We start from the raw sequence: 18733 nt of genomic DNA on the forward strand, positions 1-18733 counted from the left end.
ACGTCGCCGTGCACCGGGACGCATCGGCCGCGCGCGTCGTCCGACAGCCGGTCGGCGTCCGCGACAGGAGCCCCGACATGACCACCCCGAGCAGACGCGCCGTGCACGCCGTCGCGACACGCTCCGCGCCGTCGGCGTGGACGGTCGTCGTGACGGTCGACGACGGCCGGGTGGTCGGCACGCTGGTCTCGCACGGCTCCGTGGGTGTCGCCCCGCTCACGATCGAGACGCGCGACATCGCCGCCGAGTGGCTGGGCGTCGCGGTCGACGATCTCGACCTGCGACTCGTGGTCGAGCTCCCCGAGGAGGCGCGGGACCTGTGGGCGCGCGCCTCGCGTCCCGAGACGACCGCCGAGGAGGCGCGGGCGCTGCGACGACGCGCCGTGCGTCTCGCACACGATCGGGGTCACGCCCCCGACGCCATCGCCGAGGCGCTCGATCTGCCCCGGGCGCGCGTGGCCCGGCTGCTGCGCGCGGACTCCGCCGCGCTCGCCGCCGCCGTGGCCGAGTCCGCCGAGCGTGCGCTGAGCGACGCGCCCGCGGTGCCCGCACCCGGGCCCGCGGCCGCCGGGCCGGCGGCGCCGGCGGCGGCGTCGGCCGCCCCCGCGGCGCCCGCCGAGCCCGCACGCGCAGCGCCGCGCCCGCGCGGCCGTGAGGCCTAGTACGCGACGCTGAAGTGCGCGCGGCGGTGCTTCGGCGTGTCGATCTCGTCGACGATGGCGAGCGCGAAGTCGGCCCCGCCGACGGCCGAGACGCCCTCGGCGTCGGCGAACGCCAGGTCGCCGCCCGTGCGGTACTCGCCGCGGCTCTCGCCGGGCGCGTAGGCGCCGAAGTTCATGGCGGGCGACACGAAGAACCAGTCGAGGGCCTCGGGGGCGTCGCCGAGGCGCACGAGCACCTCGTTCATCTGCTTGGCCTCGCTCGCGAACTCGGGCGGCAGCTGGTCGGTCTCGGCCATGCGCGGGCCGCCCTCCTCGAGGCGCAGCGAGCTGTAGCCGCCGACGACGCCGAAGCGCACGCCGTGCTCGGCTGCGAGGTCGGCGAGGGCCAGGTCGGCCTCGACGATGCGGCCGTCGAGCTCGCCGCGGGGCGACAGCGACGAGACCACGACGTCGCTGCCTGTCACCGCACGGAGGCGGGCCTCGGCGTCGAGCATCGAACCGGTCTCGTAGCGGACGCCCTCGACCCGCGCCTCCTCGGCGGGGGTGCTGCGGCTGAACGAGACGACCTGGTGTCCGCGCTTCGCGGCCTCGCGGACGATGGCGCTGCCGGCGTAGCCGGTCCCTCCGACGACGGTGATGGTGCTCATGGTGTTCTCCTTCTGGTGCGGGTGGGCTTCCCCGTCCGGGGTCGCAGGGCTACGCTAGATCCATTAGTCACCATTGGGAAGTAGGCACTTCGTGGTAACCGACCCCTCGCTCCCGGTCGATCCGTCGCTCGCGCTCGACCCCTACGCCGACGGCTGCCCGACGCGGCGCGTGCTCGACCGCATCGGCGATCGCTGGACGGTGCTGATCGTCGGCACGCTCGACTCCGGCCCGCATCGCTTCACCGACATCCGACGGCGGGTGTCGGGCATCTCGCAGAAGATGCTGACGCAGACGCTCCGCGGTCTCGAGCGCGACGGTCTCGTGACCCGCACGGTCTTCGCCGAGGTGCCCCCGAGGGTCGAGTACGAGCTGACGGCAGCGGGTCGCACGCTCATCGCGCCCCTCAAGGCCCTCGAGGAGTGGTCGATCGCGCACTTCGGCGACGTCCGCGAGGCCTGGGTCGACTACGACGAGCGGACCGCCTAGGAGGCGCGGGCCGGCCACGCCCCTCCCGCGGGCGTCTGCGGACGATCAGGCTGCGCACCGCTTGCGGATCGCATGATGGGCGGGTGATCATCCCGACCAGAGCCGCCGGCCTCCAGGCGCTCGACGACTTCGTCCCCCGCGCGGGCGGCGCCTACGCCCGCGACCGCAACCACGATCTCGGTGCCCGCCGCGACAACGTCTCGGGGCTGTCGCCGTATCTGCGTCATCGCCTCGTGACCGAGCAGGAGGTCGTCGCCGCCGTCCTCTCGCGGCACAGCCAGGGCGCGGCCGAGAAGTTCGTGCAGGAGGTCTTCTGGCGGACCTACTGGAAGGGCTGGCTCGAGCAGAACGCCGAGGTGTGGCGCCGGTACCGTCGCGACGTCGCCGAGCTCGCCGCCGGCGACCTCCCTCCGGGCTACGCGGAGGCCGTCGCGGGCCGCACGGGGATCGACGCCCTGGACGCGTGGGTGCACGAGCTGATCGACACCGGCTACCTCCACAACCACACGCGCATGTGGTTCGCCAGCATCTGGATCTTCACCCTCGGTCTGCCCTGGCAGCTCGGGGCGGACCTCTTCCACCGGCACCTGCTCGACGGCGACGCGGCGTCCAACACGCTCTCGTGGCGCTGGGTGGCGGGTCTGCAGACGAAGGGCAAGACGTATCTCGCGACGGCCGAGAACATCTCCCGGTTCACCGAGGGGCGCTTCTCGCCGACCGGCCTCGCCGAGACGGCGCGGGCGCTCACCGAGGAGCCGCTGCCGTCGCGGACCCCGTTCGAGACGGACGACGTCGTGGGCGCCGTCGAGGGACGGGTCGGGCTGCTCCTGCACGAGGAGGACCTCGAGCCCGAGAGCCTGCTCGCCGAGCGACCGGGGCTCGCCGGGCGGCTGGTGGCCGCCGCGGTCGCGGGCGATGCCGAGGAGCGTTCCCCCGGGGGCGCGTCGGGGGTCGTGACCGCGTTCACGGTCGGCGCCCTCGAGGACGCCGCCGGGCGCGCACGCGACGGCGACGGACGCGCGGCCCGACTGCTGTCCGACGCACGCCCTCCGACCATCGCGAGCTGGGCGGTGACGGAGCGGCTCGACACCGTCGTCGTCCCGTACGCGCCGATCGGCCCGGTGCACGAGCGGCTCGATGCTCTGCGTCCCGTCCTCGCGTCCGAGGGGATCGGTCTCGCGACCGTGCGCCGCGGGTGGGACTCCGAGGCGTGGCCGCACGCGTCTCGGGGGTTCTTCCCGTTCCGCGAGAGCATCCCGTCCCTCGTCCGACGATCCGGGCTCGCGTCAGGCGGTCCGTCCGTCTGAGACGGGGGGAGGCGCGGTGTCGGCGGCCGGCCCAGGCCCCGGCACCCCGGCGCCCTCGAACAGCAGCGCGACCGTGGCGGCGAGGCCGGAGGCGTCGGGGGCCCGGCGGGTCAGGACGCCGAGCAGCACCACGCCGACCAGGGTCTCGACGAGCGCCTCGAGAGGCGTCGCGGAGCCGACCTGCCCGGCGCGCTGCGCCGACTCGAGCCGTGTCACGAGCTCGGCCCGCACGACCGAGGTGACGTGGTCGTCGTAGTGCCGCGCCACGTCGGCGTCCTCGGCGGTCGCGGCGATCGTCGCCCGGATCAGGCCGCCGGTGGCGGCGTCGGTCAACGACTCGGCCGTCGCGAGCAGCCAGCTCGTCACGTCGCCCCGGACGTCGCCGGTGTCGGGCACGACGACCCGGGGGAGGAGGTGCCCCGAGACCATGCCCTCGGCGACGAGGGCGCCCTTGCCCGGGTACCAGCGGTAGATGGTCGCCTTGCCCACGCCGGCCGCGGCGGCGATCCGGTCGAGCGAGAGCCTGTCGTAGCCGCGCTCGGCGAGCTCGTCGCGCGTCGCCTCGAGGATCGCCAGGCGCGCGGCCTCGCTGCGGACCCGACCGGGGCGTGCTGTCTTCATGCTGTCATCCTCCTGCACGCACCCGACGCGCGTCGCGCGCACCGCGCCTCCCGAGCTCCCGCCCGTCGGCCCCCGCCCGTCGACCCGTGGCATCGGGCCGACGAGCGCCCGTCGGAGCTACTGGACCGACCAGCCGCCGTCGGAGGCGAGCACCGCGCCGTTGATGTTGACCGCGTCGTCGCTGAGCAGGAACGTGATCGAGGCCGCGAGCTCCTCGGCGGTCGCGATCGTCGGGATGGCCGCCTGGAACGGCCGCAGCCGCGCCGAGCCCGCCTCCGACACGTTCGCCGGGAACGGGATGCCGGTCGCGACGCCGCCGGGGGCCACGGCGTTGACGCGCAGGCCCTGCTTCGCGTACATGAACGCCGCCGACTTCGTCAGCCCGACCACGCCGTGCTTCGACACCGTGTACGCGTTGCCCGACGCGTTGCCGCGCAGCCCCGCCTCCGAGGCGACGTTGACGATCGATCCGCGGCCGGCGGCGAGCATGACCGGCACGACCGCCCGCGACAGCTTGAAGCCGCCGGTCAGGTTGATGCCGATGACGCGCTCCCACATCGCGTCGCTCGTCTCGTGCAGCGGCGAGAAGTCGTCGTTGATGCCGGCGATGTTGGCCAGCGCGTCGATGCGGTCGCCCGCGACCTCGACGATGCGGTCGATGTCGGCCTGGCTGGTGATGTCGCCGACCACGGTCTCGACGGACGAGCCGGGCAGCGAGGCGACCAGCGCCTCCAGCCCCGGGGCGGTGATGTCGACGGCGATCACCCGACCGCCCTCGCGGGCGACGCGCGACGCCGTGGCCCGGCCGATGCCGCCGGCGGCACCGGTCACGACGACCGTCCTGCCCGCGAAGCGGCCCGGCGTGATCGTCTCGCGCCACGGTCCGGCGTCGGAGGCCTCGGTGTCGGGCATCACGCCGCCGTTGACCTGCAGCACGAGGCCGTCGACGAGCTCCTGGGGGAGCGTTCCGCGGCTCAGCGAGACGAGCTGCTGCAGCGGCAGGTCGCGGACGGGGGCCAGGGCGCTCTCGTCGAAGGCGCCGCCCTGCGAGAGGGCCGCGCGCAGGGCGGGCCCGCCCTCGGGGTGATCGAGCCAGGTCGCGATCGTGCTCGATCCGGTGAGGGGTGCGGGGGTCTCGGTCATGCGCGTCTCTTCTCTGCGGGGTCCGGCGGCCCAGGGGCCGTGGTCAGGGCATTTACGAGACGAATCGTCTCGTTTCAGTGACAGTAGGCGCACGAGCGCCTCCGCGTCCAGCCTGAGGGTCGATAAACGACAGGTGTAGCGTGCACTGCGGTGCGCGGCGAGGCGCACCACGGGCCCGACTGCTCGTCGGGTCCGACGAGTCATCGAGAGAACCGGAGTCGAGCCCATGGAACGTTTCACCGACAAGGTCGTCCTCATCACCGGCGGAGGGTCCGGCCTCGGCCGTGCCGCCGCCGTCCGCGTCGCGCAGGAGGGCGCCCGTCTCGCCCTCGTCGACATCTCGGAGAAGGGCCTCGCCGCCTCCGAGGCCGCGGTGCTCGAGGCCGTCCCCGGCGCGGAGGTCCTGACCGCCGTCGCCGACGTCTCGAGCGAGGCCGACGTCGACGCCTACGTCGCTGCGACGCTCGAGCGCTTCGGTCGCATCGACGCGTTCTTCAACAACGCCGGCATCGAGGGGCGGCAGAACCTCACCGAGGACTTCGGGGCCGACGAGTTCGACAAGGTCGTCTCGATCAACCTGCGCGGGGTCTTCCTCGGCCTCGAGAAGGTGCTCGGAGTCCTGCGCGCGCAGGGCGACGGCGGCGCGGTCGTCAACACCGCCAGCGTCGGCGGGATCCGCGGAGTCGGCAACCAGTCCGGCTACGCGGCCGCGAAGCACGGCGTCGTCGGACTGACGCGCAACTCGGCGGTCGAGTACGGGCGGTACGGCATCCGGGTGAACGCCATCGCGCCCGGCGCCATCTGGACCCCGATGGTCGAGGCCTCCATGCGCCAGATCGACGCGGACGACCCCAAGGGCGCCGCGGAGCAGTTCATCCAGGGCAACCCGACGAAGCGCTACGGCGAGGCTCCCGAGATCGCCTCGGTCGTCGCGTTCCTGCTCTCGGACGACGCGACCTACGTCAACGCGGCCGTCGTCCCCATCGACGGCGGGCAGTCCGCGAAGTACTGACGCGGCTCGGACCCCGCGAACCCGCTCGGACCCCAGCGCGCGCGCCGGGGTCCGAGCGGGTTCCCGCGGTCTCATCTTCCCTCTTCCCAGAATCCGATAGGATATGCGATACTGACGGCGGTCGGGTGGCTGCACCCGGGCGACACCAATCACTGGAGATTGAGACGATGAAGTCAAGAGCCCCCCTCGCTGCCGCGGTCGCGGCAACCGCCCTGTTCGCCCTCACCGCCTGCGGCTCCGCGGGTGCGGGCTCGGGCGCCGACGGCGCCCCGTCGGGCAACATCAGCATGATCGTCCCGTTCAGCGCCGGCGGCGGCAGCGACCTCTCGGGTCGCGCGATCGCCTCCGGGCTCGAAGCCGGGACGGGTCTGAACATCAGCGTCGAGAACCGCGAGGGCGGCTCCGGCGCCGTCGGCTACTCGTACCTGCTGGCGCAGCAGGGCAAGTCCGACACCCTGCTCGCCTCCGAGACGGCCATGCTCGCCCTCCCGCTCACTCAGGACGTCGAGTTCTCGTACGAGGACTTCACGCCGATCATGAAGCTCGGCGACGACTTCACGCTCATGGTCGTCGCCCCCGACTCGCCGTACGACACCTGCACCGACGTCATCGACGCCGCGGACGACGACCGCGTCGTCGCCGCCGTCTCGGGGGCCACGAGCCTCGACGAGATCATCTTCACCCTCGTCGAGCAGGACCAGGGCATCGAGCTCGACCGGGTGCCGTTCGAGTCCGGCAGCGAGGTGCTCACCGCCCTGCTCGGCGGGCAGGTCGACGTCGCGTCGCTCAACCCGTCCGAGGTCGTGGCGCAGCTCGAGGCCGGCGACCTCAAGGCGCTCTGCGCCTTCGCCGACGAGCGGTACACCTACGACGAGCTCGCGGACATCCCCACGGCGGCCGAGCAGGGCATCGACGTCTCGTTCGCGCAGTTCCGCGGCTTCATCGCCCCCGGCGGCATCTCGGCCGAGACCGAGGCGTACTGGACCGACGCCGCCGAGGCCTTCGCCGAGACCGACGACTACACGCAGTACATCGAGAGCAACTACATGCAGGCCAACGCCGTCTACGGCGACGACTTCACCGAGTACCTGGCGGGCAACACGGCCGATCTCGAGAAGGTGTTCACCGAATGACCGGCGCCCAGCGGGGCGGCCTCATCGCGAGCATCGTCCTCGCCGTGATCGGGGGCTCGGCCGTGTCGGCCGGTCTCGGCTACGGCGTCACGGTCGAGGGCGGTGAGATCGGACCGGGGTTCCTGCCGGTCCTCGCCGGCGGCCTCGTCGCGGTCTTCGCCGTGCTCGACATCGTCGGGCGGCTCCGTCCGCGACGGGCGCTGCCGAGCCAGGCCGAGCTGATCCTCGACACGGTCGACGCGCCTCCCGCCGGCGTCGCCGGGTACCTCGCCGAGCAGAACGCGGCCGACCCCGGCGCCGTCTCGACGAGCACGCAGACGATCCACCGCGAGGCGGAGGGCGACGAGGTCGACATCTTCGGCCGCACGCAGTCGCAGCGCAACCGCATGCTCGGCATCGTGCTGGGCATCGTCGTGCTGACCCTGCTCGCCGTGCAGCTCGTCGGGTTCCTCATCGCGTTCGTGCTCATGCTCGTCGTGATCGCCGTCTTCGTCGAACGCCGTTCGCTCGTGCCGTCCGTCGTCGTGGCCCTCGTGGCCGGCGGCGTCACCTACGCCATCTTCGTCGCCCTGCTGCGCGTTCCGCTGCCGCAGGGTCTGCTCGGCCTCATCTAAGGACGACCATGCTCGACAATCTCGCACTCGGCTTCTCGACGGCGTTCACGCCCGAGAACCTGCTCTGGTGCTTCATCGGCGTGCTGCTCGGCACGATCATCGGGCTCATGCCCGGTCTCGGCTCGACCACCGGTGTGGCCATCCTCATCCCCCTGACCCTCACGCTCGAACCCGTCACGGCGCTCATCATGCTGGCGGGCATCTACTACGGCGCCCAGTACGGAGGCACGATCACCTCGGTGCTGATCTCGACGCCAGGAGAGGCCGCGAGCGTGGTCACCACGCTCGACGGCTATCAGATGGCCAAGAACGGCAAAGCCGGCTCGGCCCTCGCCATCAGCGCCATCGGCTCGTTCGTCGCGGCGATCATCTCGCTCGCGCTGCTCATGTGGCTCGCGCCCCCGCTGGCCGATCTGGCGCTCAACTTCGGCCCGGTCGAGAATCTCGCGATCATGATCCTCGGCCTGATCATCGTGGTCAGCTTCGCGGGCGGCTCGCTGTCGCGCGGTCTCATGATGGCGGCCGCCGGCCTGCTCATCTCGACCGTCGGCGTCGCCACCGGCTTCAGCGACGCGCGCTTCACGTTCGGCAGCGTCAACCTGCTCGGCGGCATCCCGTTCGTCGAGGTCATGATCGGCCTCTTCGCCGTGGGCGAGGTGCTGCACCAGATCCGCCTCGGCGCCGACGCGCCGATCCGCACGCGGTTCCGCGACATGGTCATCAGCCGTCGCGAGCTCAAGCAGAGCGCCGGCCCCATCCTCCGCGGCAGCGGGATCGGCTTCGTGCTCGGCATCCTGCCCGGCGCCGGCTCGACCCTCGCGTCGTTCATGGCCTACGGCATCGAGAAGCGGGTCTCGCCGCGCAAGGCCCTGTTCGGCAAGGGCGCGATCGAGGGCGTCGCCGCGCCCGAGAGCGCCAACAACGCGGCGGCCAACGCGAACTTCGTGCCGACGCTGGCCCTCGGCATCCCCGGTGGCGGGACCACCGCCGTGCTGCTCGGCGCCTTCACGGTCTACGGGCTGCAGCCCGGGCCGCGACTGTTCGAGACGCAGCCGACGCTGATCTGGGGGCTGCTCGTCTCGTTCTTCATCGGCAACGTCATGCTGCTGGTGCTCAACCTGCCGCTCGCGCCGGTGTTCGCGCAGATGCTGCGGATCCCCTACGGCTACCTCTATCCGATCATCCTGCTGACGAGCTTCGTCGGCGCCTACTCGGTGAGCAACAACATGTTCAGCGTGGTGCTCGTCTTCGTCTTCGGGGTCGTCGGCTGGCTGATGAAGGAGCTCGACCTCCCCATGGCGCCGCTGGTGCTCGGGCTCGTGCTCGGCCCGCTGTTCGAGAAGGCGCTCGTGCAGACCTCCGCCCTCGGCCAGGGCAGCTTCGGCATCGTGCTGCAGAGTCCGATCAGCGTCACGATCCTGCTCTTCGCCGTCGCCCTCATGGTCGGCCCGAAGATCGCCGCCCGCTTCGCCGTCCGTCGCCGACCCGCCGCGGTCGCCGCCCACGACTCCACCCCTTCCGACCGACAGCACGAGGACGTGTCATGAGCCACACCCGAGAGACCTGGCCGATCGCCGCGGCGATGCTGCAGTTCCCCGCGGTGTCCCGAACGGGGCAGCGCGTGCAGGACGCCGAGGGCGAGACCTGGAGCGACGCCTTCACGCAGATCCGCGAGACCGGCTTCGACCGGGTCGAGATCAACGACAACTGGCTGCGGGTGGGCGACCTCCCGCCCGGCCGGCTCGACGAGCTGTCCGACGCGGGTCGAGCCGCCGGCGTGGTGCTCGGCAGCGTCTGCGTCGTCCGTTCGAGCATCATCGACCCGGTCGACGGGCTCGCGAACCTCGCCTACAGCCACCGCACCCTCGAGGCCGCGGCCCGACTCGGCGCCGACGTGCTGTCCATCGGCTTCCACCGCCCCCTGACGGCGGAGCAGCGCGAACGGCTCTGGTTCTGGACCGCGCAGGGCGAGATCGACGAGCCCGACGACGTCGAGAACTGGCAGCGCGCCGTCGACCGCGTCGGCGAGCTGGGCCGGCACGCCGCCGACCTCGGGCTCGAGCTGACCCTCGAGATGTACGAGGACACCTACCTCGGCACCGCGGCGAGCTCGGTGCGGCTCGTGACCGAGGTCGGGCTCGACAACGTCGGCCTCAACCCCGACGTCGGCAACCTCGTCCGACTGCACCGCCCGATCGACGACTGGGTCGAGACCCTGCACGCCACGCTGCCCCACGCCAACTACTGGCACGTGAAGAACTACGCCCGCGACGAGGATCCCTCGACCGGTCTCTACACGGCCGTCCCCACGCCGCTCGAGCTGGGCGTCATCAACTACCGCCACGCCGTCCGCGACGCGGTCGCCTACGGGTTCCGCGGCACCTTCGTCTGCGAGCACTACGGCGGCGACGGGCTCGGGGTCGCGGCGATGAACCGCGACTACCTGCGGCGGGTGCTGCCCGCCGAGGCGCCCCCCGTCGAGAGGCCGACCCGCGCCTCCTCGGCTGCCACCGCCACCGCCACCGAGGAGATGGTCTCGTGACCGTGCTCGACTACGACGCGACCACCTTCGCCGACGAGGCGCTCGCCGGCTTCGTCGCCGCCCACTCCGAGCTGCGGGCGGTCGACGGCGGCATCGTCCGTCGCGCCCCCCTCGCCGACGGGTGCGTCTCGCTCGTCATCGGCGGGGGCTCGGGCCACTACCCCGCCTTCGCCGGTCTGATCGGCACGGGGCTCGCCGCGGGTGTAGCGTACGGCAACATCTTCGCCTCGCCGTCGGCCGGTCAGGTCCACCGGGTCGCGAGGGCCACCGAGCGCGGCGGGGGAGTGGTGCTCGCCTTCGGAAACTACGCCGGCGACGTGCTGAACTTCGGCCAGGCGGCCGAGAGGCTGCGGGCCGAGGGCGTCGACGTCCGCGTGATCGCGGTCACCGACGACATCGCCAGCGGCGCGGTCGGCGAGGAGTCCAAGCGGCGAGGCGTCGCCGGCGACCTGGCCGTCTTCAAGATCATCGGCGCCGCGGCCGAGGCGGGGTTCGACCTCGACCGGGTCGAGGAGCTCGGCCGGCGTGCGAACGCCCGCACCCGCTCGCTCGGCGTCGCCTTCTCGGGCTGCACGCTGCCCGGCGCCGACCGGCCCCTGTTCGAGGTCCCGCCCGGGCGCATGTCGATCGGCCTCGGCATCCACGGCGAACCCGGCATCTCGGAGGCCGATCTGCCGACCTCCCCCGAGCTGGCCGAGCTGCTCGTGGGCCGCCTCCTCGACGAGCGGCCCGAGGGCGCGGGCGACCGGGTCGTCGTGCTGCTCAACGGCCTCGGCACCTTCAAGTACGAGGAGCTCTTCGTGCTGTACGGCCATGTCGCGCGCCTGATCGGCGATGCCGGGCTGACGATCGTCCGCCCCGAGGTCGGCGAGCTGGTCACGAGTCTCGACATGTCCGGCGTCTCGGCGACCCTCTTCTGGGTCGACGACGAGCTCGAGGGGCTCTGGGCCGCGCCCGCCTCGTCTCCCGCCTTCCGGACCGGATCCGTCGAGGACGCCGTCACGGAGACCGAGGAGGCGCGGGTCGAGTCGACCGCGCCCGCCGACGATCCGCGTCACGCGGCCGCGTCGCCCCGCGTCGTGCGGGGTCTCGAGCAGGTGCGCGACGTCGTGCTCGCCGCCGAGGACGAGTTCGGGCGCCTGGACGCCGTCGCCGGAGACGGCGACCACGGGATCGGCATGTCGCGGGGCATCACTGCGGCCGTCGTCGCGGCGCGGGCCGCCCTCGATCGCGGGGCCGGCATCGGGACGGTGCTCGCCGACGCCGGCGAGGGCTGGGCGGAGAACGCCGGGGGCACGTCGGGCGCCCTGTGGGGCGTCTGCCTGACCGCCGCCGGGGGGAGTCTCGCCGCCGAAGGCGATCCGTCGTCGGCGGGGGCCTCGGCCCGGGCCGCGTCCGCCGGGCTCGCCGCGATCCAGCGTCTCGGCGGAGCGGAGGTGGGCGACAAGACGCTCGTCGACGCGTTCGCGCCGACCGTCGACGAGCTGGACCGCGCCTCCTCGGCGGGTCTCCCGCTCGCCGATGCCTGGGCCGGCGCCGCCGAGGTCGCCGAGGCCGCCGCCCGCTCGACGGCCGAGATGCGGCCGCGCCTCGGCCGGGCCCGACCGCTCGCCGAGAAGAGCGTCGGGCACCCCGACGCCGGCGCCGTCTCGTTCGCCCGCATCACCGGGGTCGTCGCACGAGCGACGGCCGCCGATCCGACCTCCGACGACCGTTCCGCTGAAAGGGACCGAGCATGACCGACACCACGATCACGACCGCGACGCCCGCGACCCCCGGGGGCGTCCCCGACGTCCGGCCGCGCATCGCGCTGACCCTCGGCGACCCCGCCGGGGTCGGACCCGAGCTCGCCGCCCGACTGCTCGCCGACCCCCGCAACCTCGAGCGTGCCGAGATCTACGTGCTCGCGGATCGCAGCGAGCTCGACGCGGCCGCCGCCGTCATCGGCGCCGAGATCCCGCTCAGCGACGAACCGCGGCCCGGGTACGCGACCCTGCTCGACGACTCCTCGGCCCCCGCGACGCCGATCCCCGCGCGGCAGGTCAGCCGGGAGGCCGGCGAGCGGGTGCTGCACCAGCTGCGGCGGGCCATCGCGCTCGCCAACGACGGCGCCATCGGGGCGATCGTCTTCACGCCGTTGAACAAGACGAGCCTGCACCTCGGCGGCATGGACGAGGAGGACGAGCTGCGCTGGTTCGCCAAGGAGCTGCACTACGAGGGCGTGACCAGCGAGATCAACATCATCCCCGGCATGTGGACGGCCCGCGTGACCTCGCACATCGGCATCCGGGACGTCGCCGCCCGGGTGACGACCGCCGGTGTCGTCGACGCGATCCGACTGCTGCACGGGCTGCTGCGCGACTCGGGCGTCGCCGCGCCGCGACTCGGCGTCTGCGCGCTCAACCCGCACAACGGCGAGAACGGCATCTTCGGTCGCGAGGAGATCGACGTGATCCGCCCCGGCGTCGAGGCGGCCGTGGCCGAGGGCATCACCGTCGACGGGCCGTGGCCGTCGGACACGATCTTCGTGGGCTCGCGCGACCGCTACGACGGCATCGTCACGATGTACCACGACCAGGGTCAGATCGCCATCAAGCTGATGGGCTTCGACGGCGGCGTGACCGTGCAGGGCGGGCTGCCGGTCGTCATCGCGACGCCGGCGCACGGCACGGCCTTCGACATCGCGGGCACCGGGGTCGCCAGCGTGACGTCGAGTCAGAACGCCCTCGACGTGGCCATCGCGATCGCGGGGCGTCGGGCCGTCCCCCGTGCGGGCTGAGAGCCGGGCCCCGCGGCGCGGTCCCGGCCGGGGCGGCGGGCGCCTGCTCGTCGCCCCCGCCGACGACCCCCTGCGTGACAGACTGGTCCGATGACAGCCTCGCCCTCGACCGGTCGGCCCCGGCGGGTGTCTCTCGCCGACGGCGTCTACGACGAGCTGCTGTCGCGTCTGTTCGACAACACGCTCCCGCCCGGCACCTGGATGAACATCGACGCGCTCGCTCGTGATCTCGAGGTCTCCCAGACCCCCATCCGCGAGGCGCTCGCGCGTCTCGAGTCCACGGGGCTCGTCACCCGGGCGGCCCTCCGCGGCTACCGGGCGGCCCCGTTGCTCACCGCCAAGGAGCTCGGCGATCTGATGCACGCCCGTGCCGTCGTCGAGCCGGCCAACGCGGCCCTCGCGGCGGCGCACGCGACGGAGGCGTTCCTGGCGGGGCTCGACGAGTCGATCGAGCGGCTCGCGACCTCGCCGACCGGCCCCACCGTGCACGAGTACCACTCGTACTGGCAGGCCGACGAGCAGTTCCACGACCTCATCGCGCGGCAGGCCGACAACGCTTTCCTCTACCGCGCCTTCGAGTCGCTCGGCGGTCAGGCCCAGCGCTTCCGCATGTTCGGGGGGCTCGGCGTCACGGACGCCGAGTACGCCATCGCCGAGCACCGGGCGATCCGGACGGCGCTGGCCTCGGGTCGGCCCGAGGCCGCCGAGGCCGCGATGCTCGACCACGTCGTCAACGTGCGCATCCGCTCGCTCGACTGACCCGACCGCGGGCCCCGTTCAGGAGGCGCGGCGCGGGGGAGTCCCGCACCGCCCCTCCTGAACGCCCCGGTCAGTCCTCGCGCGGGACGCGCACGCGCAGCGCACCCGCGTCGACGGTCGTGCGGAAGCCGATGGCGGTGCCGAAGCCGTCGCCGTCGAGCTCGATCTCCGCGGGCTCCGACAGCTTCGCGGTCAGCTGCTTCGCCTTGACGTAGTTCAGGGCCGCGATCTCGCGCGACCCGACGATCCGCTTGAGCGGGGTGCGCTGGACCAGCCCGTTCTCGATCAGCACCTTGCCGATGATCTGCAGCCAGTGGACGATGCCCTCGGGGCGCAGCATCATCACGTCGAAGACGCCGTCGTCGATGGCCGCGTCGGGCAGCAGCAGGATGTTGCCGGTGAGCGTGCCGCAGTTGCCGACGATGACGGTGTTCGCGTGCATCCGCTTCGTCGGGCCGTCGTCGAACCGGTACCGGAGCTTGAGGGTGTTCTCGTCGCGCAGCGCGACGACGATGGCCTTGACGTAGGCGAGCCAGCCGATCTTGGCCTTGAGGTCCTCGTCGGTCGCGGCGAGCATCTTCGCGTCGATGCCGACGCCCGCCATCACGAGGAACGCGTGCTTCTGGATCGACCCGTCGGCGGCGCGGATCTCGATGCGCCCGAGGTCGATGGCGCGATCCCGGCCGGTGAAGGCCGTGTGGATCGAGTTGTCGACGTCGTCGAGCGTGAGGTTCATGTTGCGGGCGAGCAGGTTGCCGGTCCCCGACGGCAGCAGGGCGAACGCGACGTCGCGGTCGGCGATCGTCTCGGCCACGATCCGCACGGTCCCGTCGCCGCCGGCGGCGATCACCAGGTCGACCCCCGCCTCCAGCGCCTCGAGCGCGGCACCGCGGCCCGGGTCCTCCTTCGACGTGCTGAACCACAGCGTGTCGTCCCACCCGGCCGCGGTCTGCTCGCGATCGACGACCGCCTTGACGGCGTCGAGATCGATCTTGATGGGGTTGTAGACCACGGCTGCGCGCATGACGACTCTCTGTCGAGGGGACGGAGCCTCCATGAAACCGCAGATCGGAGCCCGGTGGTCGCTCCCGAAGGCTCAGCCGGGGCGATCGGCGTCGGGCCGGTCGACCAGATGCGCCGTCACGGTCACCAGCGTCTGCCCGCCGTCGTCCGCCTCGAGTCGGGTGCGGAGCGCCTCGGCGGCCCGACCGAGGATCTCGGGCGTCGACCCGTCGAGGTCGGTGGCGACGTGGGCGGTCACGGCGACGAGTCCCTCGCTGCGGTCGACGAGCACGAGTCCCGTCGAGTCCGCCCAGTCGAGCTCGGCGGCGACGGCGCGCACGGTCGACTCGACCGCGGGGTGGGCGTCGAAGACGTCGATGACGCCCTCGACCCGTCGCAGCAGGTCGGTCAGGGTCTGCGACAGTCGGTCGTCGGTGGTCATGGGTCGTCCGTCCGGGGGAGGAAGACGTCGTCGATCACGATGTCGACGGCGGCGATCGTCAGGTGGGTGTGGCGCGTCAGGGTCTCGACGATGCGGGCACGGAGGTCGTCCGCGACGCCGCGGATGTCGTCGCCGTAGCGGACGGCCGCCGTGACCTCGACGGTGACGGGCGCGCCGGGCGTCGTCACGTCGCCGCTGAAGGTGGTGGCTCCGAGCACGACCCCGCCGTCGGCGTCGCCGGTCCGACGGACGAGTCCCCGGGCGGCCGCCTCGGTGATGCGCAGGTCGATGCCGGCGTCGGGGTGCCCGAGGGGGATCTCCCGACCGCCGACGACCTCGCGTCGGATCGACTCGAGCAGACCGCTGATCCACCGGCCGTCGCGATCGGGCTCGCGGGTCGCCTCGTGCTCGAGGGAGGCGCGTGACAGGTCGTGCACCTGGGCGAGCGAGATGAGATAGAGACGGCAGGCCGCCGAGCCCTCGATGCCGGGGTCGCGGGGCGTGCGGCCGCTGTCGAGGTAGTCGCTGAGGCGTTCGACGGAGTAGCCGTCGACGGTCTGATCGGGCAGGGCGTCATCGGGGATCGTCATCGCCATGCCTCCATCTCCGTCATCAGGAAGGTGCGTGCCCGGGCTATGCAGCCGCGGACGGTCGAGACCGACATCCCCAGGGCCTCGGCGATCTCGGCGTACGAGTACTCGGCCGTCTCGCGCAGCAGCCAACAGCGTCGCTGGTCGAGGGGCAGCTTGTCGAGAGCCGACCACATCGCGTCCATCTGGAACCGCGTCTCGACGACGCGATCGGGGGACTGCGACCGGGGGGCCTCGGGGTCGCGCTGGTCGATGTCGTCGTGGTCGCGGCGGACCCTGAGGCGGTCGATGCTCTTGTTGCTGACGATGCGCATCATCCAGTTGCGGATCTGCGCGGGGTTCTCGAGATCGCCCAGTCGGCGCCACGCCGTCAGGAAGGCGTCCTGCACGACGTCGTCGGACTCGAGGTCGGAGCCGAGGAGGCGCGAGGCGTACACGCGCATCAGCGGACCGTGTCGACGGGCCAGGACCTCGTAGGCGTGGACGTCCCCGTCGCGTGCGCGAGCGGCGAGGAGCGCGTCGCCGGCGTCGGGGAGGGGATCGTCGGCGGTGATGACGTCCTCCTCGCAGCGATCCGATCGGGCGATCGGTCGATCGCGCCCTCCGTGGATACCACCTCGCCGTCCGGCGGGTCGCGGCGCTGGCCGGTAACGGCTGTCGGGCCGGGCCGCGGGTGTCGGACGGGCCGCAAAACGAGTCTCCGGAGCGCGGAGTCTGAAAGGAGTCTGAATGACCGTGACCTCCGCCGGGCTCGATGCGTCTGAATGATGTGTCCCGCTTCACGGGCACCGCAGGACCTGCCAGCAGGCCCCGCGACATCGACATCAAGGAGCAGTCCCATGAGCACCGTCACCCCCGCCACCACCGGCTCCGCCGCCGCGAAGACCTCGGGCGCCTCGACCGCCGGCAAGAACACGATCGCCGACGGCGTCGTCTCGAAGGTCGCCGGCATCGCCGCCCGCGAGGTCCGTGGAGTCCACGACCTCGGCAACGGCGCGGCCCGTGCCATCGGCGCGATCCGCAACGCGATCAACCAGCAGGACCGCAGCCAGGGCGTCTCCGTCGAGGTCGGCGAGAAGCAGGTCGCGGCCGACATCGTGATCGTCGCCGAGTACCCGGTCGAGCTCCAGCGCGTAGCCGACGAGGTCCGCAAGTCGGTCTCCGAGGCCATCTCGCAGGTCGTCGGCATGGAGGTCGCCGAGATCAACGTCACCGTCTCCGACGTGTACATCCCCTCGGACGACAACGACGACGACGCCGACGACAGCCGCGTCCAGTGACCGCCACGACCACCGGCATGCTCGTCGGCGCGGTCCTCGCGCTGACCGCAGTGGCCTTCGGGTTCTGGGCCTTCATCTTCGTCGCGATCGCCATGGCCGTCGGCTTCGGCGTCGGACGTGTCGTCGAGGGCAAGCTCGACGTCCGTGGTCTCGCGGACGCCCTCCGCGGGCGGCGGTCGTCGTGACCGCGGCGGTGACGGCCGACCAGACCCTCCACGGCCGGAACAAGATCACGTCGCGTGCCGTCCGCCGGGTCGTGTCGGCCGTCACCGCGGAGGCCCTCGAGGTCACCGCGTCCGACGTGTCGGTCGAACTGGCCGACCGTGACGGCGCGCTCAGCGTGATCGCCAAGACCCCCATCCGGATCACTCCGCTGGGGCTCCCCACCCGTTCGTCGGGCACCCTGCTCGAGCGCCTCACCTCGGCGCAGAGCACCATCCGCGACCGCGTCCTGCAGTTGACCGGATCGTCCATCGACCGCGTCGACCTCCAGATCACCGGCGCCGAACTCCGTGAGAGGAAGCGGGTCTCATGAGCAGCAGCTCGCTCTACCGGCGCATCGTGCGCCGCGAGACGCATTCGTCGCGGGCCGTCATCGCGATCACCCTCGCGGTGATCCTGATCGTCGTGCTCGCCTGGATCGGCACGGAGTCCGTGCTCGCCGCCATCGGTCAGCAGCCCCTGCTCGTGGCGCCGGCCGACGCCGCCGGTGCGGTCCTCGACGCCGCCGGAGCGGCCGTGGGAGTGCTCACGGCCATCGGCGCCGTGGTGGCCCTGATCGGTCTCGTCCTCATCATCGTGTCGCTCGCCCCCGGGCGCCGCGGTCGCCGTGCCGGAGGGATCGGACGCACCGCGGCCGTCGTCGACGACCGGGTCATCGCCCGTTCGCTCGCCCGCACGGCCAGCTACGCCGGCGACGTCGACCCCTCGCAGGTCAGCGTCAGCGTCGGCAAGCGGAAGGCCCTCATCGAGGTGACCCGCACCTCCGGTCGCAACACCGACGTGCGCAGCATCGACGAGGCCGTCCGCGACGAGCTCGACGCGTACGACTTCAGCCCGGCGCTCAAGCACACCGTGCGCCTGTCCAAGAAAGGAACGGTCGGAGCATGAACAACACCAATCGCGCCCTGAACCGCCTCCTCGTCTTCGTGATCGGCCTCGTGCTGCTCGCCGGCGGCGCCGCCGTCGCCGTCGGGGCCCTCTGGCCCGACGTCCGCGACACCGTCTCGGGCGCCGCATCCGACGCCTCCGGTCCCGTCTCGGACGCCCTCTCGGGCGACCAGGTGTGGATCCTCTGGGTCGTCGCCGCAGCCTCGCTGGTGCTCATCCTGCTGCTCGTCTGGTTCGCGTTCCGTCAGGGGCACGGTCAGACCGGCGAGCTGCTGACGGTGGACGAGGGGTCGTCGCGGAACGAGCCCACCGGTGGCCGTCTCGTCATCGACGCCAAGGTCGCCGAGCAGGTCCTCGAGGAGGCGCTGGCCGACACGGCGGGCATCGTCTCGATCGACGTCACGGCGTTCCGGGTGAAGGGCGAGAACGTCCTCCGCATCACGGCGAACGCCCGCAAGGGCGCCTCGCCCGTCGAGATCCGTCGCAGCATCGACCAGGCGGTCTCCCGCTGGGATGCGCTGCTCGGCACCGAGACGCCCGTGGTCGTCCAGATCAACGGCGGGCTCCGCACGCAGATGGCCTCCGCCACCCGCCTCGACTGAG

Annotated in this window: 23 protein-coding genes; 16 read left to right on the forward strand and 7 right to left on the reverse strand. The window is 72.4% G+C overall.

The window, feature by feature from the left end; genetic code table 11:
• Nucleotides 1–77 precede the first annotated feature (77 nt).
• On the forward strand, nt 78–662 hold the full coding sequence (locus ASF17_RS03780) for a hypothetical protein (protein WP_156357277.1): 585 nt from the start codon (nt 78–80) through the stop codon (nt 660–662).
• Here the strand turns inward: ASF17_RS03780 and ASF17_RS03785 are convergent.
• A complete protein-coding gene (locus tag ASF17_RS03785; RefSeq protein ID WP_055795345.1) occupies nt 659–1309 on the reverse strand; it encodes an NAD(P)-dependent oxidoreductase in 651 nt (216 codons plus the stop codon). The two genes, ASF17_RS03780 and ASF17_RS03785, sit on opposite strands and share 4 nt — an antisense overlap.
• 91 nt (nt 1310–1400) lie before the next feature.
• On the opposite strand from ASF17_RS03785, the gene ASF17_RS03790 reads away from it, so the two are divergent.
• Complete coding sequence (locus ASF17_RS03790) at nt 1401–1796, forward strand: winged helix-turn-helix transcriptional regulator (protein ID WP_055795347.1); 396 nt, start codon at nt 1401–1403, stop codon at nt 1794–1796.
• 83 nt (nt 1797–1879) lie between these two features.
• The gene (locus ASF17_RS03795) at nt 1880–3103 is read left to right on the forward strand and encodes an FAD-binding domain-containing protein (protein WP_055795349.1); all 1224 of its coding nucleotides are present in this window, start codon (nt 1880–1882) and stop codon (nt 3101–3103) included.
• Here the strand turns inward: ASF17_RS03795 and ASF17_RS03800 are convergent.
• Together ASF17_RS03800 and ASF17_RS03805 are read right to left on the reverse strand one after the other, a co-directional pair.
• Complete coding sequence (locus ASF17_RS03800; protein WP_055795351.1) at nt 3083–3724, reverse strand: TetR/AcrR family transcriptional regulator; 642 nt, start codon at nt 3722–3724, stop codon at nt 3083–3085. The genes ASF17_RS03795 and ASF17_RS03800 overlap by 21 nt on opposite strands.
• 117 nt (nt 3725–3841) lie before the next feature.
• Nucleotides 3842–4867, reverse strand: coding sequence for an SDR family NAD(P)-dependent oxidoreductase (locus ASF17_RS03805; RefSeq protein WP_055795353.1), 1026 nt, complete (start codon nt 4865–4867; stop codon nt 3842–3844).
• Nucleotides 4868–5093: 226 nt separating this feature from the next.
• On the opposite strand from ASF17_RS03805, the gene ASF17_RS03810 reads away from it, so the two are divergent.
• The 8 genes from ASF17_RS03810 (at nt 5094) to ASF17_RS03845 (ending at nt 13706) form a co-directional block, all read left to right on the forward strand.
• The gene (locus ASF17_RS03810) at nt 5094–5879 is read left to right on the forward strand and encodes an SDR family oxidoreductase (RefSeq protein ID WP_055795355.1); all 786 of its coding nucleotides are present in this window, start codon (nt 5094–5096) and stop codon (nt 5877–5879) included.
• A 167-nt stretch (nt 5880–6046) separates the two neighbouring features.
• Nucleotides 6047–7012 (forward strand): tripartite tricarboxylate transporter substrate binding protein, encoded by a 966-nt coding sequence (locus ASF17_RS03815; RefSeq protein WP_055795357.1) that lies wholly within the window; start codon nt 6047–6049, stop codon nt 7010–7012.
• Complete coding sequence (locus ASF17_RS03820; protein ID WP_055795359.1) at nt 7009–7626, forward strand: tripartite tricarboxylate transporter TctB family protein; 618 nt, start codon at nt 7009–7011, stop codon at nt 7624–7626. Before ASF17_RS03815 ends, ASF17_RS03820 begins: the two co-directional genes overlap by 4 nt.
• 8 nt (nt 7627–7634) lie before the next feature.
• Nucleotides 7635–9173, forward strand: coding sequence for a tripartite tricarboxylate transporter permease (locus tag ASF17_RS03825; RefSeq protein WP_055795361.1), 1539 nt, complete (start codon nt 7635–7637; stop codon nt 9171–9173).
• A complete protein-coding gene (locus tag ASF17_RS03830; protein ID WP_055795362.1) occupies nt 9170–10168 on the forward strand; it encodes a sugar phosphate isomerase/epimerase family protein in 999 nt (332 codons plus the stop codon). Before ASF17_RS03825 ends, ASF17_RS03830 begins: the two co-directional genes overlap by 4 nt.
• Nucleotides 10165–11907 (forward strand): dihydroxyacetone kinase family protein, encoded by a 1743-nt coding sequence (locus ASF17_RS03835; protein WP_055795363.1) that lies wholly within the window; start codon nt 10165–10167, stop codon nt 11905–11907. Before ASF17_RS03830 ends, ASF17_RS03835 begins: the two co-directional genes overlap by 4 nt.
• On the forward strand, nt 11904–12947 hold the full coding sequence (locus ASF17_RS03840) for a 4-hydroxythreonine-4-phosphate dehydrogenase PdxA (RefSeq protein ID WP_082475018.1): 1044 nt from the start codon (nt 11904–11906) through the stop codon (nt 12945–12947). Before ASF17_RS03835 ends, ASF17_RS03840 begins: the two co-directional genes overlap by 4 nt.
• Nucleotides 12948–13037: 90 nt before the next feature.
• Nucleotides 13038–13706 (forward strand): GntR family transcriptional regulator, encoded by a 669-nt coding sequence (locus ASF17_RS03845; RefSeq protein WP_055795365.1) that lies wholly within the window; start codon nt 13038–13040, stop codon nt 13704–13706.
• A gap of 70 nt (nt 13707–13776) precedes the next feature.
• Here the strand turns inward: ASF17_RS03845 and ASF17_RS03850 are convergent, their stop codons facing one another.
• The 4 genes from ASF17_RS03850 to ASF17_RS03865 form a co-directional block, all read right to left on the reverse strand.
• Nucleotides 13777–14730, reverse strand: coding sequence for a diacylglycerol/lipid kinase family protein (locus ASF17_RS03850; protein WP_055795367.1), 954 nt, complete (start codon nt 14728–14730; stop codon nt 13777–13779).
• Between the two features lie 72 nt (nt 14731–14802).
• Nucleotides 14803–15150 carry a hypothetical protein gene (locus ASF17_RS03855; protein WP_055795369.1) on the reverse strand — a complete coding sequence of 116 codons (348 nt, stop codon included), beginning with the start codon at nt 15148–15150 and terminating at the stop codon, nt 14803–14805.
• The gene (locus tag ASF17_RS03860) at nt 15147–15740 is read right to left on the reverse strand and encodes an Asp23/Gls24 family envelope stress response protein (RefSeq protein ID WP_156357278.1); all 594 of its coding nucleotides are present in this window, start codon (nt 15738–15740) and stop codon (nt 15147–15149) included. Before ASF17_RS03860 ends, ASF17_RS03855 begins: the two co-directional genes overlap by 4 nt.
• Entirely contained in the window at nt 15737–16327 is a 591-nt protein-coding gene (locus ASF17_RS03865; RefSeq protein WP_326934020.1) for an RNA polymerase sigma factor, read from the reverse strand. Before ASF17_RS03865 ends, ASF17_RS03860 begins: the two co-directional genes overlap by 4 nt.
• 252 nt (nt 16328–16579) lie before the next feature.
• Here ASF17_RS03865 and ASF17_RS03870 point away from each other — a divergent pair, with 252 nt between their 5' ends.
• The 5 genes from ASF17_RS03870 to ASF17_RS03890 are packed head-to-tail and all read left to right on the forward strand — an operon-like array spanning nt 16580 to nt 18732.
• Complete coding sequence (locus ASF17_RS03870; protein ID WP_055795375.1) at nt 16580–17020, forward strand: Asp23/Gls24 family envelope stress response protein; 441 nt, start codon at nt 16580–16582, stop codon at nt 17018–17020.
• A complete protein-coding gene (locus ASF17_RS03875; protein WP_055795377.1) occupies nt 17017–17205 on the forward strand; it encodes a DUF2273 domain-containing protein in 189 nt (62 codons plus the stop codon). The genes ASF17_RS03870 and ASF17_RS03875 overlap by 4 nt, the downstream gene beginning before the upstream one ends.
• Nucleotides 17202–17555 carry a hypothetical protein gene (locus ASF17_RS03880; RefSeq protein ID WP_055795379.1) on the forward strand — a complete coding sequence of 118 codons (354 nt, stop codon included), beginning with the start codon at nt 17202–17204 and terminating at the stop codon, nt 17553–17555. Before ASF17_RS03875 ends, ASF17_RS03880 begins: the two co-directional genes overlap by 4 nt.
• Nucleotides 17552–18130 carry a DUF6286 domain-containing protein gene (locus tag ASF17_RS03885; protein ID WP_055795381.1) on the forward strand — a complete coding sequence of 193 codons (579 nt, stop codon included), beginning with the start codon at nt 17552–17554 and terminating at the stop codon, nt 18128–18130. Before ASF17_RS03880 ends, ASF17_RS03885 begins: the two co-directional genes overlap by 4 nt.
• Nucleotides 18127–18732, forward strand: coding sequence for a hypothetical protein (locus ASF17_RS03890; protein WP_055795383.1), 606 nt, complete (start codon nt 18127–18129; stop codon nt 18730–18732). Before ASF17_RS03885 ends, ASF17_RS03890 begins: the two co-directional genes overlap by 4 nt.
• Nucleotide 18733 lies beyond the last annotated feature (1 nt).

It is taken from the genome of Frigoribacterium sp. Leaf263 (assembly GCF_001422285.1).
Taxonomy (GTDB): Bacteria; Actinomycetota; Actinomycetes; order Actinomycetales; family Microbacteriaceae; genus Frigoribacterium.